This is a genomic window from Limnohabitans sp. DM1 (assembly GCF_001269385.1).
In the GTDB taxonomy this organism is placed as follows: domain Bacteria; phylum Pseudomonadota; class Gammaproteobacteria; order Burkholderiales; family Burkholderiaceae_C; genus Limnohabitans_A.
The window spans coordinates 23,202-38,826 of the sequence record NZ_CXOO01000011.1 but is presented as its reverse complement, the minus strand read 5'-3'; the positions used below and the strand labels follow the sequence as shown (position 1 = coordinate 38,826).

The following is a 15,625-nucleotide window of genomic DNA, read 5'->3' as shown; positions in this document are numbered from 1 at the left end:
GGAGGCACTTCAGGGGGCAGTGGTCAGGCTCGGCGCAAGACCAAACGCACATCCGCGCCGATGCGGTCCACCGCGTGAAAGGCCAATTTCACGGCGTCGCTCAGGGCTGTTAGCGCAGGCAAATTGGCCATGCCCTGGCCAGGGCCGAGTAGCTGCGGGGCGATGTAGACGAGGTATTCGTCCACCAGACCTTCGCGGATGAAGGAGCCGTTGAGTTTGTGGCCGGCTTCCACATGCAGCTCATTGATTTCGCGCCGGGCCAGGTCGCGCAGCATGGCGGCCAGATCGACTTTGCCGCCAGGGCCGGGCATGTCGATCAGGGTGACGCCGCGTGCGATCAGTGCGGCACGTTTGTCCGCGTGTTGTGCTTCCTGGGGGGCGGTGGCGGTGTAAATCCAGATTTGGCGGGCTTGCTCGCCCGTGCCTTGGGTGTCCAGCAGTTTGGCGTTCAAAGGCATGTCCAGGCGGCTGTCCACCACCACCAGATGCGGTTGGCGAGGCACATCGAGGCCGCGCACGTTCAGTTGCGGATCGTCTTCGAGCACGGTGCCGATGCCGGTCAGGATGGCGCAGGCACGCGCACGCCAGGCATGGCCGTCAGCGCGGGCTTCGGGTCCGGTGATCCACTGGCTTTGGCCGTTTTGCAAGGCGGTTTGGCCGTCGAGAGAGGCGGCCAGCTTCATGCGCACCCAGGGCAGGGCGCGTTCCATGCGGCTGAAAAATCCGATGTTCAGCTCACGCGCTTCAATGGCCTCGTCTGAGGTGGGGTCCAGCGTTTCGGTTTGCACGCCCGCAGCTGCCAAGCGCGCCATGCCTTGGCCTGCTACTTGGGGGTTGGGGTCGGTCATGGCCGAGACCACGCGCCCGATGCCCGCAGCGGCCAGCGCATCGCAACACGGCCCGGTGCGGCCTTGGTGGGCACAAGGCTCCAGCGTGACCCAGGCGGTGGCGCCTTGCACGCTGTGGCCGCGCTCGGCCGCGTCGCGCAGGGCCATGATTTCGGCGTGCGGGCCGCCTGCACGCTGGGTGTGGCCTTGGCCCAGCACCGCGCCGTCAGCAGAGGTGATGACGCAGCCCACTCGCGGGTTGGGCGAGGTCAGCCACAGGGCTTGACGGGCCAGGTCCAGTGCGGTTTTCAGAGGGGGCTGCAAGGAGGAAAGGGGAGAGGTTGAAGCGGGCACGGCGGTCCAAAAATGAGGAAATTCAGGCGCTGCACCTGAAAAAAATCAATTATGGCCCCGTAACCCAGGCGGGCAGAGCCGAGGCGCTGCTGTGCCATTCGACGCGGTTTTCGGACGAGGCGCCCGAAGTTGCAGGGGCATTGGCATTGGTGCCGCTGGCGGCCCAGCTCACGCTCACTTGCAGGTCTTGAATCTGGCCGTTGCCGCGCGGCGTGCTGCGCGCTTGCCGGGTGAAGCGCACGCCTTGCACCAGGATTTTTTCTTCAACGGGGCAGACGCTGGCGCGGGCATGCAAGCAGTCCATGGCCTCCTGGGCCAGGTGCTGTGCCACGGTGTGTTGGCGGCTTTCGCTGGCCATGTGCAGGGTTTTGAGGGTCAATTGCGTGGCGCCCACCAGCCCGATGCCCAGCACCGCTGAGGCGATCAGGGCTTCGATCAAGGCCATGCCTTGCTGGGTGTGGGCGCTGCGTGTCATGGCGTGCCCTCGCTCCAGCTGCCGTTGACGCGCTGCACCCGAGTCGCATCCATGCCTTCTGGCCAGTTCAGTATGTAGGCATTGCGCCCGTCGGGGCGGGCCAGCAGCGTGCCAGATCGCCATTCGGGTATGCCGGACTCCACAACCAGCTGGCCTTCAATGGTCCCGGCTTGCCAGCCGCGCATTTTTTCGTCGTTGCAACTCGATTCGATCAAGACGCTGCCGTAAATGCGCACGCCAGTGCCGATGCGCGGGCAGCGCTGGGCGCAGGCCTTGGCAGAAAACACCAGCAGGGCCGGGGTGTCCGCCGAGCCTATGTTTTGTTGCCAGTCAGCGGGGCTGTCGATCCAGTAAATCGAGCGGGGCGGCGTGGTTTGCGCCGTCAGACCGTTGCGCTCTTGCGCGGTGGACCAGGCTTGCAGTTGTTCGTCGGTGATGTCACCCAACACACTTTGCCAGGCGGCGCGGCTGCAGGGGCTGCGCGGCACGGCTGCGTTGGGTCCGGTTTTGCTGCCTCCGCCGGGCAAGCTGGACGCGCTCAAGGCCAGGCAGGCGTTCTTTTCGGCGGTGGAAATGCTGCCATTGCGGTTGGTGTCCACCACGAAATGCGTCAACACCGCCGGGCCTTTGGCGGTGCTGGCACAGACTTCGTCTTTGCTGACCAAGGGGCACACGCGCAGGCTGGCGCCAGAGGCCTCACTCACGCAGCCGTTGAGTACCAACGCCGCTTGGGCAGACAGTCCCGGTGCCGCAGCCACGGTGGGCACAAACACGCTTTCTCGCACTTGGGCCTGGCTGTTTTGCCCGCTGATGCTGGCGCTGGCATGCAGGGTGAGCACATGCGGCGACTGCACCAGGTCACGCACGGCGGTGGCGCTCAGTTGGGCCTGGGGCATGGCGGGGTGTTGTGCAGGGTTCAGGCGCGTGCACTGCCACTGCGGCCCATTCACGCCAGCTGGGCAGGTGGACAAGGTGTTGAACAGACCATTGACCTCGAGGCCTGTGCTGGGCAGCGTGGCCTGCGCACTGGCCAAGGCTGCATCGGCCGCCAGTCTGGCCTCGCTGGCGCGGGCGTGGTTGTGGCTGGCCAATTGGTCCATCAACACACTGCGGGCGCTGTAAAAACTGGCCAGACTGGCCAGGATCACCAGGCCAATGGCCACCATCAAGGTGATGGCGCCGTGTTGTCGCAGCAAGTGGGGGCGGGCTTTTGTCATGGGCAAAACCGCGCTTTCATGGCAGCGGGCAGGTCGTTGCGCAAATGCACGGTCTGGGTCAGGCTGACTTGGCGGGTGGCATCGCCCGGCCACTGCGCTGTCAAACTCATCTGAACGGCACGCTGTAGCCAGCCCTGGTGAAGTTCGCAGCGCAGCTGCCAACTCAGCGCCGTGATTTCCAGACTGGTCTGATCGGTGATGGCTTGCCAGTCGCCGCTGGATCGCCAGCCGCCGTTGACCACGCATGATCTTTTGACCATCAACTGTTGGTCTGACAGCCGAAAACCCATGCATTCATCATTGTCCTTTTCGCCGTTGTGGTTGCGGTCGTGGCTGAAGTCGATCCAGTCGTCTTTGATTCTGAAGTCTTCTAACCCATCGCAAAACTTGTCGGTGCAGGCCGTGGGCGAGCGTGTTTCCCAAGCCTTGGCCGAATATTGGGCTTTGCGCAGTTCTCGCGCCATCCAGTCCATGGCCGAGCGCAGGTCGTGGTGCAGATGGCTGTCTTGCAGGGCCATGCGGTGGCCGCGCAGGTGATTGGCCAGCAGGGCGCTGCCTGCGGCCAGCACCACCAGGCCCACCGACAGGCCCACGAGCAGACCTGTCAAGGTTTCGCCGCGCTCACTTTGGGGCGTCATGGTCACGCTGTTTTTTTAGCGCCGCCAGCAGCGGGCCGGGTCGCTGCCGATCTCGGGTCCGGCGCTGAACACGGCAGTGGCACTGCCTTGCCAGCTCAGGCGCAAAGGGTTGCAGTCGCGGTCTGCGGCCTGGCTCCCCAGCGCCACAGCTTCGACGGTGTAGCTGTCGGCCGTGGCTTCGGTGATGCTGATTTGGTAGTGTCCTTGCGCAGACCGGTCGCTGCTCCAGCCTAAAGCGCCCAGGGTGTCGGTGTGGCTGTCGTGGGCGCTGCGCCAGCGGGCCTGGTCCATTTGCAGTTGCAGCAGGGCGGCTTGTCCATCGCCGCGCCTGGCCTGGCGCTGTTGCTGCTGGTAGGCGGGCAGGGCCAGCGCCGCCAACACGCTCATCAAAGCCAGGCTGATGAGCAACTCGGTCAGGGTCCATCCTGCGCAGTGTTGTGGGGGGTGGGCGTTCGTACCCCTGTATGGCCTGGTCATGGAAAGTCTCCCTGGTTTTTGAAATTTATGTATTCTTTTGTATCTTTTTTGATGGTCATTGGCAAGCTGTGGCGCATGCTTGCGGCTCAGTGGCACAAAAGTCGCCAGGCAAGGAGACCGCATGAGACAGCCTGTTTTTCTACGCCATGTTCTTTCTGCAAACCAGACCCTGGCGGGCCGGAGCAAGGGTTTCACCTTGTTGGAGGCCTTGGTGGTGGTGGCGATTTTGGGCATTCTGGTGGCCCTGGCAGCACCGCCTTTTGCGGGTTTGCGAGAGCGGCACCAGTTGCAAGCCCAGGCCGAAGGCTTTCTGGACAGCCTGATCCTGGCCCGCTCTGAAGCCCTGCGTCGGCAGCAGCGGGTGACGCTATGCGCACGCGCCAGCGACAGCACCTGCGATCCCGCTGGCGCCTGGCAGCAAGGCTGGCTGGTGTTTGCAGATGCCAACGACAACGCCCAGCGCGATGCCGGTGAGCCGGTGATCGAGGTGCATGCCGCCGTGCCTGCTGCCATGCGCTTGACGGTGACCAACACGGTCAAAGCCTATTTTTCCTATGGTTCAGAAGGGCGCAGCATGAGCACCAATGGGGCGTTCATGGCCGGCAGCTGGAAGTTTTGCAGGCCCTCTGCGGAGGTGGGCTGGCAGGTGGTGAGCAATGCGCTGGGCAAGCCCCGACTGGAGAAATACACCCCGCAGACTTGCCCTTATTGATTCGGCTCTGTGCAGTCTGAAGGGTGGCTTCGAACTTGCACAATGTGGGAGCCAGCCCTGCTGGCGATCAGACGCTTGTGGACCACAGGCTTTTCGCTTGCAGGGCAAGCTCCCACAAAATCCCCCCAAATGGCAACACACTGCCCAGACTTCATCGGGCCGGATCCATTGAAGGCAGGCGCTGATCTCTCTGCAGAGAGGCTTCAGCGGACTTCGTCCACCAAGGTCTTGAAGTCGTCGATGTCTTCAAAGCTGCGGTAGACGCTGGCAAAGCGCACATAGGCCACTTTGTCGAGCTTTTTGAGCTCGCGCATGACCAGCTCGCCAATGCGGTTGGAGGCCACTTCGCGGCTGGGCACCGCCAGCAGGTTTTCTTCAATGCGTTCGATGGCGCCGTCCACTTGCTCGGTGCTCACGGGGCGTTTGCGCAGGGCCAGGTTCAGGCTGGCGCGCAGTTTTTCGCGTTGGTATTCGATGCGCCGACCGTCTTTTTTGACGATGGCCGGAAAGCTGACTTCGGGCTTTTCGTAAGTGGTGAAGCGCTTTTCGCAGGCGCCGCACTGGCGGCGGCGCCGGATGAAGCCCCCGTCTTCGGCCAACCGTGTTTCAACCACTTGGGTTTCGAGGTGACCGCAGAAGGGGCATTTCATGGCGCAGGCCTTATTTGTAAACCGGGAAACGTGCGGTCAGCGCGTTGACTTTGGCACGCACAGCAGCGATGTTGGCCTCGTCCAGTGGGTTGTCCAGCACGTCCGCAATCAGGTGGGCGGTGGCGCGGGCCTCTTCATCCTTGAAGCCGCGGGTCGTCATGGCCGGGGTGCCGATGCGCACGCCACTGGTCACGAACGGCTTTTCAGGGTCGTTCGGGATGGCGTTTTTGTTGATGGTCATGTGGGCGTTGCCCAAAGCCGCTTCGGCCACTTTGCCGGTGATGCCCTTGGCCCGCAGGTCCACCAGCATGACGTGGCTTTGGGTGCCGCCGCTCACGATGCGCAGGCCGCGCTGGGTCAAGGTCTCGGCAATGATCTGCGCGTTCTTGATCACTTGGGCTTGGTAGGCCTTGAATTCAGGCTGGAGCGCCTCTTTGAAAGCCACGGCCTTGGCCGCGATCACATGCATCAGCGGGCCGCCTTGAAGGCCGGGGAAGATGGCGCTGTTGATGGCTTTTTCGTGCTCGGCCTTCATCAAGATGATGCCGCCGCGTGGGCCTCGCAGGCTCTTGTGGGTGGTCGAGGTGACCACGTCCGCGTGGGGCACGGGGTTCGGGTAAACGCCCGCAGCGATCAAACCGGCGTAGTGGGCCATGTCGACCATGAAAATCGCGCCGACTTCTTTGGCGATTTTGGCAAAGCGCTCAAAGTCGATGTGCAGCGAATAGGCCGAGGCACCGGCAATGATCAGCTTGGGCTTGGTTTCGCGGGCCTTGGCTTCCATGGCCTCGTAGTCGATGGCTTCGTTGGCGTCCAAGCCATAGCTCACCACGTTGAACCACTTGCCCGACATGTTCAGCGGCATGCCGTGGGTCAGGTGACCGCCTTCAGCCAGGCTCATGCCCATGATGGTGTCGCCGGGCTTGAGGAAAGCCAGGAACACGGCTTCATTGGCCGATGCGCCGCAATGCGGCTGCACGTTGGCGCAGTCGGCACCAAAGATCTGCTTGATGCGGTCAATGGCCAATTGCTCGGCGATGTCGACAAATTCGCAGCCGCCGTAGTAGCGCTTGCCGGGGTAGCCTTCGGCGTATTTGTTGGTCAGCTGCGAGCCTTGCGCGGCCATGACGGCGGGCGAGGCGTAGTTTTCGCTGGCGATCAGCTCGATGTGGTGTTCCTGACGCGCGTTTTCGGCCTGGATGGCGGCAAAAATTTCGGGGTCGGCTTGTTCAATCAGAATGTTGCGGTCGTACATGGCAGTCCTTCAAATGAATGGAACCTTGGCTTAAACAGGGGTGTTGTTGACAAGGGCTGCCCAGGCGAACGGCTGAAAAACCCTGGTCTGGGCACTGGGGCCGGTTCCGGGTTGCGCGCTTCCCAGTGGTTTGGGGTGATTTCCTTGTTGAGAGGGCACCGCGGTCCACGTCAGAGTGGGCTGCCTGCAAAGGTTTTTCAAGGCAGCGCTCCTATCGCCAGTTGCGCACCCCGCAAGTGTAGCCGAGCCTGGTCTAGCCTCATCGCTCACAAGGAGGGTGCGCCTGCCCGTGTGCTGATGGCGGCCGTTGTCAGGCCTTGGGTCAGTCGCTCAAGTTGCTTTTGCTCGCTCAAGACGCGTTCGATGTACTGGGTGTTGTCCGTTTGCCCAGAGGCCATGGCATAGGCTTGTAGGGCCGCTTCGACTGAATTGGATTTTTGCAACAACTCCTGCAGCAAGCGTGTGCCCACACGTACATTGGTGCGCGGGTCAAAGGCGGCCAAACGCCCGCCAAAGGGTTTGAGCGTTTCGCTGTGTGCCTGTGGCTCAATTTGCATCAGTCCCATGCCGCCCTGAGTGCCTGATGCAAAAGGGTTGAATTTCGACTCAATGGCGATCACGGCCAGAATCAAGGTGGGTGCAATCTGGCTGCGTTCACCCACGGTCCATGCTTCGGACACCAAGGCGCCCATGGGCTCGGGCGATACGCGGTATTTGCGGCTGAGCCAATAGGTCACAGCCATTTGGTCTTTGGGAAGATTTTTGACGGCCGTGGCGGTCGAACGGCTGGCTGCGTTAAGTACTTCGGGGATGTCCAAGGCGTCCGATTGGCGCATTTCCAGCCATCCCATCAGCTCTTCACTGGCCGATGCTTGTAAGTCCGGTCGGGCGACGAATGTCAGTGTCACCGCGACCACCAGCAAGCCGAGCAAGGCCAGGCTGTGGCGTGTGATTTCAATAAATCCTTCACGAATATCGCCTGCACAGGTGGCCAGGCTCCGCCAAAGACGGGAAAAATTCGAACTCGCTGTCATAGCACGACCTCTCATGCCAAGCCGAGTGACACAGTCACAGGGCTTGTAGGTTGGGGGGGCAGGAAGCTGCTGACAATGCCAACGCACTTGCAGCTTGAACCAGGCGGGTGATCTAGGGTTTTCCCCAGTTGGGGGTGGACTGGGCGAATTCTAGAAACATTTCATATCTCGTCAAGAATATCAATTGTAAATATGTGTAATTTTTAAATATATAGACGCCACACTTCACACAAAACAGACAGAGATTGGCTTGTAGAGGCCATGAGTTGCGAGCCATGTCGAAATAAACAGCGAAAATACCGCTTTTGGCTGGATGTGCATGACGATGGCTTGTGCGTCCGGTTCCATTGCCTGATGCCGTGTTCGGCATGGATTGTGTTTTAAAGCGTATTGACCGTGACTTCATCTTCTAAGCCTCTTGACCTTGCCGCCCTGGACCAATTGACCGGTGGCGCTTTTTCGGCCGCCACCTCTGGTGAGCGAAGCGCCCGCGTGCGCGACTGGCTTCAAACCGAGCCTTCTGGCGATGTGATGAATGAGGTGTACCGTGAGTTGTCAGCCCGGGACAAAGGCGTGGCCAAAATCCTCAAGGAAAAGCTCGATGAGATCAAACGGGCCCAAGGCCAGGAAGCTCTGGCCAGCGACTGGGCGCAACGGGCCGAGCACATGTTGCAGGCACCACGCCTGAACATTGCCGATGCCCTGGCTTGGCAGCGCGATGCGGCCAAGGCCGGTGCGCCGCTCTCCCGTGAGCCATTGGCCAGCCTGAAAATCCGCTTGGCCGAAGTGGTCAAGGCTGTGGAAGATTTGCAGCATCAGGTGATGGTGCAGCGCGAAGCGGCCGTCTTGCTGGCCCAACGCATTGAAGTCTTGTCCACCAAACACATTGCCGAGGCACAAGTGGGCCAGACGGGTTTGCAAGCCGATGTGGCCCAGTGGTTGGCCCAGTCAGGCCAATTGACCGCGCATGCCACATGGCCCAGCGTGGACCTGAAGTTTCCGCCCCAGCTGGATGCCGCCAGCAACCAGTTGCAGGCCGTCTGGGATGGCTTTTGTGCGGCGCTGGTGTCGGCGCAGCAAGCGCAAGCCGATGTGTCGGCTCCTTTGCCTCCCGTGCCCGTGTGGGCCGATGAAGTGCGCCGCTTGCGTGGTGAGGCTACGGCAACTGCCGCACCCAGCGAGCAGCCTGCCAAAGCAGCCAAGCCCAAAATGGACCCGGCGCAACGCCAAGCGCTGCGTGATGCCGCCAATGTGGCCGTGAGCGAAGTGCTCGATGCTGTTGAGAAAGAAGTCGCCGAAGGCCACGGCAAGGCGACAGCCGGTGCCGCAGCAGCCCTGCGCGCCGTGCTCAAAACACACGGCAAACACCTGGACGCCGCACTGGATGAGCGTGTGCACAACGCCTTGACGGCTGCCGGTGAACTCGAAGGCTGGCAGCGCTGGCGTGCCGACCAGCTGCGCCAAGAGTTGGTGATCAAGGCCGAAGCCTTGCTGGGTGCTGAAAAAACGCCCGCCATGGGCGGTCGCAAGATGCAGGAAAACCTGCGCCAGCTGCGCGAAAGCTGGAAACAAACCGACCAGGGCGGCTTGCCCAACCATGCGCTGTGGAAACGCTTTGACGCGGCCTGCAACGAAGCCTACAAAACCGTGCAAGCCTGGCTGGACCAGATCAAGCAAGAGTCCGCCGCCCACCGTGCCCAGCGTGTGGCCTTGATGGAAGAGGTCAAGGCCTGGACCATTGAATACGCCCAAAGCGATGACTGGCGCAGCCAATTGCGCGCCTTGCACCAATTTGCCGACCGCTGGCGCAATGCGGGCCACCTGAGCGAGAAATCCTTTGGTGAAATGCAGTCGCAGTGGAAGGCCATCATCAAAGCGGCCGCTGCCCGTCTGGAAGCCGCCCAAAAAGCCAGCATCGAGCGCCGCCAGGCCCTGATCAACGAGGCCCGTGAATTGGGCGCAGCCGCTTTGCGCGTGGACGCCATCAAGGCCTTGCAGCTGCGCTGGCAGACCGAGGCGCAAGCCGTGCCGCTGGACCGCAAGACCGAACAAAAGCTGTGGGAGGTTTTCCGCGCCCCCTTGGACGAGGCCTTCCAGCGCAAGGGTGCAGAGCGCCAACAAGCCGTGACCCAGCTCAGTGCCCGTGACCGCGCCGTGATCGACGCGTCCAAGGCGCTGGATGCCGCCAACGCCAGTGGCGATGCGGTCCAAATCCGCGCCGCCATGGCCGCGCTGGACGCCGCACTTCGCGGCCAGGCTGAAGCAGCTGCTGCGCAAGCCAAGGCCGCTGAGGTGCCCCCTCCCGCAGCTGCGACCGAGACACCCGCGGCAGCTTCTTCGTCCGCTGAGGATGCCCCAAGCACGGATGACGCACAGGCGCCAGCGGCGACAGAACCCGCAGCCGATGCGGCGCCCGAAGGCGACGCCGCACAGGCCGAGCCCGCACCGGTCGTCACGCCGCCCAAGCCCGCTAAACCGGTGGTGGCCGTGCGTGGCGATGACCGTCCCGGTCAAAAGAAAGCCGAAGCCCCCGCCGGTGCTTTTGGAGGCCGTGATGGCCGCCGCGATGGCCGTCCCGGCGAACGTTCAGGCGAGCGTCCAGGGCGCATGGGTGAACGTGGCCCGCGCACAGGGGATCGTGGTGACCGCGGTGACCGTTTCCCCCGTGGCGATTTCCAGGACCGGGGTGAACGCGCACCGCGTCTGGGGGATGCGGCTTTCCGAGCCCAACGCGATGCCATGGAACGCGCCGAAATGTCTTTGCGCAAATTGGCCGCACAGGCTCATGGCGAAACCCTCACGCGCTTGATGGGCGCCTGGCAAAACCGACAAGCCGATGCACTGCCTACGGCGCAAGAGCTGGGCAAGGCCGTCAACGCCACCGCCCGCCAGGCCTGGACGCAAGCCATCAGCTCAGCCGCCAAGGCGCCTGCGGCCACGGCTTTGCTGCGTCTGGAAATGGCGGCTGAAGTGCCTACGCCTGCAGACCATTTGTCAGAGCGTCGTGCCCTGCAACTGCAACTGCTGACTCAGCGCAACCAGCCTGGCCCCGCCGAAACCTGGAGCCAGGACGTGGCGCAAGTGCTGTCCGGACCGCATGACGCCGATACGGCACGTCGTTTGCAAAACGCGCTGAAAAACCTGCTGCGCCGTTGAGGGGCAAAAGTCAAAGGGCAAAGGTCAAGCCTGCTTGACCTTTGCCGAATGTGCCGATCAGCACTGCGTACCGGGACTCCCCACAAGCAGTGACCATCGAAGCTCAAGAATCAGGCAAACCAGCGCTGCAAGCAGCGGACCCCGGGCCGTTGGCTCCTGTGATCAAATCCACTTTTGCATGAAGCCGGCTTGCCCGGCGGCGGGGTCGAGGGCATAGGGTGCAAAGCCAAAACGCAGGTAGCTCGTCAGGGCGCGTGCATTGCCCGTGAGCACTTCCAGTGTGAGCTTGCAACAGCCACGATCCTTGGCGTGTTGCTCGGCCGCCGCCAGCAAAGCCTGACCGACGCCCGCACCCCGGTGGCCCCGCAGCACGGCGATGTCGTGGATGTTCATCAGGGGTTGCGCCTTGAAGGTGGAATAGCCCTCGATGCAGTTGAGCAGTCCCACTGGCGCATCGTCCAGCCAGGCGATGAAGCTGGCCGCATCGGTGCGTGCGGCCAGGTCATCGCACAGCCGAGCTTTCACATCCTGCGCCAACGCTTCGCCGCCGCCCATGGGGTCTTGGGCGTAGGCGTCCAGCAGCATCACCAGCGCGTTGCGGTGGGTGGGGTTCTGGTAATCAACGGGCAGGATGTGCAGGGGCATGTCGGTGACGTCTGAAGGGTGGCGCTGAGGCCGTGGGACCATGGGTGTGGGATCACTATATTTTCCACGATACCGAAGGGTCGCGGCGTGCATCTTGGCTCAGGCGCTCAGGCTTTGAATGTCTGCCAGCAGGGTGTCCACCGAGGCTTCGGTGGTGTCCCAGGCGCACATGAAGCGGCAGCCGCCACCGGCGATGAACTGGTAGAACTTCCAGCCCTTGGCATGCAGGGCGTCCACCAAGGGCGCAGGCAATTGCGCGAACACGCCATTGGCCTCGGGTGGGTGCAACACCTGAACACCCTCGATCTGCAGCAAGCCCGTGTACAAGCGCTGCGCCATGGCATTGGCATGGCGCGCGTTGCGCAGCCAGGTGTTGTTGTCGAGCAAACCCACCCAGGGGGCCGAAATGAAGCGCATTTTGGAGGCCAGTTGACCGGCTTGCTTAACACGCCAGGCAAAGTCTTGTGACAGTTCTCGGTCAAAAAAGACCACCGCCTCGCCCACGGGCAGACCATTTTTGGTGCCGCCAAAGCACAGCACGTCCACCCCGGCTTTCCAGGTGATCTCGGCCGGTTTGCAGCCCAGGTGCGCCACGGCATTGGCAAACCGCGCCCCGTCCATGTGCAGTTTGAGCTTGTGTTTTTGGGCCATCCAGGACAGGGCGCGAACTTCGTCCACGCTGTAGACCGTGCCCAGCTCTGTGGCTTGGGTGATGGAGGCCACTTTGGGGCGGGGATAGTGAATATCACTGCGTTTGGTGACCAGGGTTTCAATCGCCTCGGGTGTGAGTTTGCCGCGTTGCGCCGCAGTGGACAAGCCCTCGGCCACCAGCAATTTGGAGCCGTTGGAGAAAAACTCCGGTCCCCCGCATTCGTCTGTTTCGATGTGCGCCACAGGCGTGCAGATGACCGAGTGGTAGCTCTGGCACATGGCGGCGAGCGCCAGGGAATTGGCAGCTGTGCCATTGAAGACGTAGTACACGTCGCAATCGATTTCGAACAGCTCGCGCAACATGTTGGTGGAGCGCTCCGTCCAGCGATCGTCGCCATAGGCGGGCTCGTGCCCGCTGGCGTTGGCTTCCAGCAGGGCTTGTAGGGCTTCAGGGCAGCTGCCTGCGTAGTTGTCACTGGCAAATTGCTGTGGTGTGGTGTTCATGGTTTTCTCAGTGTGATGTGGGGTGCTGTGCCCCGTGCGCTTGGGCATTCCGCAGGCGGATTGGCTCAGCATTCAATGATGTTGACGGCCAGTCCTCCGCGGGCGGTTTCCTTGTATTTTGTCTTCATGTCCGCTCCGGTTTCGCGCATGGTTTTGATGACTTTGTCCAGGCTGACGAAATGACTGCCATCCCCGTGCAAAGCCATGCGGGCGGCATTGATGGCTTTGACCGAGGCGATGGCGTTGCGCTCGATGCAGGGAATTTGCACCAACCCGCCCACGGGGTCACAGGTCAGGCCCAGGTGGTGCTCCATGCCGATTTCGGCGGCGTTTTCCACCTGCTCGGGCGTGCCGCCCAGCACTGCGCACAGGGCGCCCGCAGCCATGCTGCAGGCCACGCCCACCTCGCCTTGGCAGCCCACTTCGGCTCCGCTGATGCTGGCGTTTTCTTTGTACAAAATACCGATGGCGCCAGCTGTGAGTAAAAACTCGATCACGCCGGCATCGGTGGCGCCGGGCACAAAGCGCCGGTAGTAGTGCAGCACCGCAGGCACAATGCCCGCCGCGCCGTTGGTGGGCGCCGTGACCACCCGACCGCCCGTCGCGTTTTCTTCGTTCACCGCCAGTGCGTACAGGTTCACCCAGTCCAACACGGCCAGGGGATCGGTCAGGGCTTTCTCGGGCTGGCGCGTCAGGTCGCGCCACAGCTGGGGGGCACGTCGTTTGACCTTGAAGCCGCCAGGCAAGAAGCCGTCGTGGCGCAAACCCGCCGCAACGCAGTCTTGCATGGTGGCCCACAGGTGCAGCAACCCCTTGTCGATGTCGGCATCGCTGCGCCAATGACGCTCGTTGGCCCGCATCACGTCCGCCACGCTCAGGCCGTATTCGCGGCAGCGCTGCAGCAACGCATCGCCACTGCCAAACGCGATGGGCAGCACGGTGGTGTCGGGGGCCAGGCGCTTTTGGCGCTTGTCATCTTGCGCCACATCGTCGGTGATGACAAAGCCGCCGCCCACCGAGTAATAAGTGCGCTCGACCAACAGCGCGCCGTTGGCGTCCCAGGCACTCAGTTTCATGCCGTTGGCATGAAAGGGAAGGGCCTGATTGCGGTAGAACAGCAGGTCGGTTTTTTCGTTCCAAGGCACAAGGTGCGTGCCCAGCAGGGGCAAGCGGCATGCCCTGCGAATTCGGGCCAAAGTGGGCTCGATGTCGTCGATGGGCACGGTTTCGGGGTCCAGGCCGCACAGGCCCAGGATTACTGCCTTGTCGCTGCCGTGGCCTTTGCCGGTGGCCCCCAGCGAGCCGTGCAGGCTGCAGCCCACACGGGCCGTGTGTTCCAGCAGCCCGTGGCTGTGCAGGTGTTGCGTAAACATGCGGGCGGCCCGCATGGGCCCCACGGTGTGCGAACTGCTGGGACCGATGCCAATTTTGAAGAGATCAAATACCGAAACTGCCATGCTGACGCTCCTGGTGACGGGGGGTCAGGCTTGCGCCAGACGCCTGGGGCCTGCAGGCGACAAGTTGGCGTGCGACCACGCCAACACATGCCCTGCCAATTGGTGCGCCGTGATGGCCGAGAGCGTCCAGCCGAGATGCCCATGGCCGGTGTTGTAGAACACATTGGCCTTTTTACCTGCGCCTACACGCGGCAGCATGGTGGGCATCATGGGGCGCAGACCCGCCCAAGGCTCGGCGCGGCGCGTGTCCACGCCGGGGAAGCATTGGTTGACCCAGTTGACCAAGGGCTTGATGCGGTCCGCGCGGATGTCCAGGTCGATGCCGTTGAACTCGGCCGTGCCGGCCACACGGAAGCGGTCTGCGCCCAGGCGGCTGGTGACCAGCTTGGTCTCGTCGTCGAGCAGACTCACTTGGGGGGCGCAGGCTTGGCTGGTGGCGTCGTTCAGGCCCACGGTGATCGAGTAGCCCTTGACGGGGTAGATGTTCAGGCGGTCGCCCAGCTGCGCGGCCAGGCCCCGGCCATGCACACCTGCGCAAATCACGATACCGTCAAAGCTCAGTGTCTCGGTCTGGCCTTGGTGCTGGACCTGCACCGTCGCAGTTTGGCCGTTGGATGCGACATTCAGCACCTGGTGCTCGGTGAGGATCTTCACACCCAGTCGCTCGCAAGCCTTGGCCAGGCCGAAGGTGAACTTGTGGATGTCGCCGGTGGAGTCGCTTTCGGTGAAGTAGCCACCGTAGTACTGGCCTTGCAGGGTCGGCTCTATGGCCTTCATTTCGTCGGGCGTCACGGCACGGCGCGGCAGGCCGCCCTGGGCCAGCAGCTTGGAGACTTCGCCCGCGTGGTCAAACCCTTTTTTGTCGCGGTAGATGTGCAGGATGCCTTCGCGCTTGTGGTCAAAGTCAATCCCTTCGGCCTTGGCCCAAGCAAAGTGGTGCTCGCGCGACTCGATCGCCAGCTTGGCCGTGGCGATGGTGTTGTCTTTGTACTTGGGAATGGCCGCCACGAACTCGGTCATCCAGCTGAGCTTGTGCCAGGTGGGTGCGGGGTTCATCAAGAGCGGCGCATCGCTCTTGAGCATCCATTTGAGGCCCTTGAGGATGGTGGACGGGTGGGTCCAGACTTCGGCGTTGGAGGCCGACAACTGTCCGCCGTTGGCGTAGGAGGTTTCCATGCCGGGGTAGCGGTTTTTCTCGATCAGGGTGACCTGGATACCTTGTTGGGCCAAGGCGTAGGCGCTGGTGACGCCGGTGATGCCGCCGCCAATGATGACGATGTGTTTTTTCATGAAGCTTCTCTCGTTTCAACGTCTCAAACGGATGGACACGCAGCGCACCGAATGTGCGCGGCATGACCCCCTCTGTTTGAAACCTGAGAGATTCACCTCGTATGAGGCTTGCTCCTGCGGTGGACCCCGGTGACGAATCGGGGGCGCTCTTCAGAGTGTGTGACCCTCATCCGGAGATGGGGGCCAGCCTGCATCGGTCCTTTGGCCTGAGAGTTTCCGGGGCGGTTGCTCCTTCGGCGCTGTCTGCGGTTGACAGTCTCTCCCGATGCGGGCGATGGATATG

At 62.5% G+C, this 15,625-nt stretch carries 14 protein-coding genes and 3 riboswitches; of the genes, 2 read left to right on the top strand and 12 right to left on the bottom strand.

What is annotated here, in order from left to right; all coding sequences use genetic code 11:
* Positions 1–23 precede the first annotated feature (23 nt).
* From ribD to AMM33_RS03360, 5 genes are all read right to left on the bottom strand, one after another.
* Positions 24–1,151, bottom strand: coding sequence for a bifunctional diaminohydroxyphosphoribosylaminopyrimidine deaminase/5-amino-6-(5-phosphoribosylamino)uracil reductase RibD (ribD, locus tag AMM33_RS03380; protein ID WP_090138846.1), 1,128 nt, complete (start codon positions 1,149–1,151; stop codon positions 24–26).
* Positions 1,152–1,230: 79 nt separating this feature from the next.
* Positions 1,231–1,656: a type IV pilus modification PilV family protein gene (locus AMM33_RS03375; protein WP_090138844.1), complete on the bottom strand. Its 426-nt coding sequence runs from the start codon at positions 1,654–1,656 to the stop codon at positions 1,231–1,233.
* On the bottom strand, positions 1,653–2,873 hold the full coding sequence (locus AMM33_RS03370) for a hypothetical protein (protein ID WP_090138842.1): 1,221 nt from the start codon (positions 2,871–2,873) through the stop codon (positions 1,653–1,655). The genes AMM33_RS03375 and AMM33_RS03370 overlap by 4 nt, the downstream gene beginning before the upstream one ends.
* Positions 2,870–3,511: a PilW family protein gene (locus tag AMM33_RS03365; RefSeq protein ID WP_090138840.1), complete on the bottom strand. Its 642-nt coding sequence runs from the start codon at positions 3,509–3,511 to the stop codon at positions 2,870–2,872. The genes AMM33_RS03370 and AMM33_RS03365 overlap by 4 nt, the downstream gene beginning before the upstream one ends.
* Before the next feature lie 15 nt (positions 3,512–3,526).
* Positions 3,527–3,988, bottom strand: a complete 462-nt coding sequence (locus tag AMM33_RS03360; RefSeq protein ID WP_090138838.1) for a type IV pilin protein — start codon at positions 3,986–3,988, stop codon at positions 3,527–3,529.
* 121 nt (positions 3,989–4,109) lie between these two features.
* Here AMM33_RS03360 and AMM33_RS03355 point away from each other — a divergent pair, with 121 nt between their 5' ends.
* Positions 4,110–4,700 (top strand): GspH/FimT family pseudopilin, encoded by a 591-nt coding sequence (locus AMM33_RS03355; RefSeq protein WP_090139189.1) that lies wholly within the window; start codon positions 4,110–4,112, stop codon positions 4,698–4,700.
* Positions 4,701–4,903: 203 nt separating this feature from the next.
* Here AMM33_RS03355 and nrdR read toward each other — a convergent pair whose 3' ends face one another.
* From nrdR to AMM33_RS03340, 3 genes are all read right to left on the bottom strand, one after another.
* Positions 4,904–5,350, bottom strand: coding sequence for a transcriptional regulator NrdR (gene nrdR / locus AMM33_RS03350; RefSeq protein WP_090138837.1), 447 nt, complete (start codon positions 5,348–5,350; stop codon positions 4,904–4,906).
* Between the two features lie 10 nt (positions 5,351–5,360).
* Complete coding sequence (gene glyA, locus AMM33_RS03345) at positions 5,361–6,605, bottom strand: serine hydroxymethyltransferase (protein ID WP_090138834.1); 1,245 nt, start codon at positions 6,603–6,605, stop codon at positions 5,361–5,363.
* Between the two features lie 51 nt (positions 6,606–6,656).
* A riboswitch (ZMP/ZTP riboswitch) is annotated at positions 6,657–6,840 on the bottom strand.
* Positions 6,841–6,871: 31 nt separating this feature from the next.
* Positions 6,872–7,639, bottom strand: a complete 768-nt coding sequence (locus AMM33_RS03340) for a lytic transglycosylase domain-containing protein (RefSeq protein ID WP_194945208.1) — start codon at positions 7,637–7,639, stop codon at positions 6,872–6,874.
* 396 nt (positions 7,640–8,035) lie between these two features.
* Between AMM33_RS03340 and AMM33_RS03335 the strand changes: the two genes are divergently transcribed.
* Complete coding sequence (locus AMM33_RS03335) at positions 8,036–10,795, top strand: DUF349 domain-containing protein (protein WP_228767936.1); 2,760 nt, start codon at positions 8,036–8,038, stop codon at positions 10,793–10,795.
* Between the two features lie 162 nt (positions 10,796–10,957).
* Here the strand turns inward: AMM33_RS03335 and AMM33_RS03330 are convergent, their stop codons facing one another.
* The 4 genes from AMM33_RS03330 to AMM33_RS03315 all read right to left on the bottom strand — a co-directional run bounded on the left by AMM33_RS03330 (position 10,958) and on the right by AMM33_RS03315 (position 15,342).
* Positions 10,958–11,440 (bottom strand): GNAT family N-acetyltransferase, encoded by a 483-nt coding sequence (locus AMM33_RS03330; protein WP_090138828.1) that lies wholly within the window; start codon positions 11,438–11,440, stop codon positions 10,958–10,960.
* A 99-nt stretch (positions 11,441–11,539) separates the two neighbouring features.
* The gene (locus AMM33_RS03325) at positions 11,540–12,595 is read right to left on the bottom strand and encodes a threonine aldolase family protein (RefSeq protein ID WP_090139188.1); all 1,056 of its coding nucleotides are present in this window, start codon (positions 12,593–12,595) and stop codon (positions 11,540–11,542) included.
* A gap of 65 nt (positions 12,596–12,660) precedes the next feature.
* Positions 12,661–14,052: an L-serine ammonia-lyase gene (locus tag AMM33_RS03320; RefSeq protein WP_090138826.1), complete on the bottom strand. Its 1,392-nt coding sequence runs from the start codon at positions 14,050–14,052 to the stop codon at positions 12,661–12,663.
* 24 nt (positions 14,053–14,076) lie between these two features.
* A complete protein-coding gene (locus AMM33_RS03315; protein WP_090138824.1) occupies positions 14,077–15,342 on the bottom strand; it encodes a D-amino acid dehydrogenase in 1,266 nt (421 codons plus the stop codon).
* Positions 15,343–15,404: 62 nt separating this feature from the next.
* Positions 15,405–15,506, bottom strand: a riboswitch (glycine riboswitch).
* Positions 15,507–15,526: 20 nt separating this feature from the next.
* Positions 15,527–15,617, bottom strand: a riboswitch (glycine riboswitch).
* Positions 15,618–15,625: the final 8 nt, after the last annotated feature.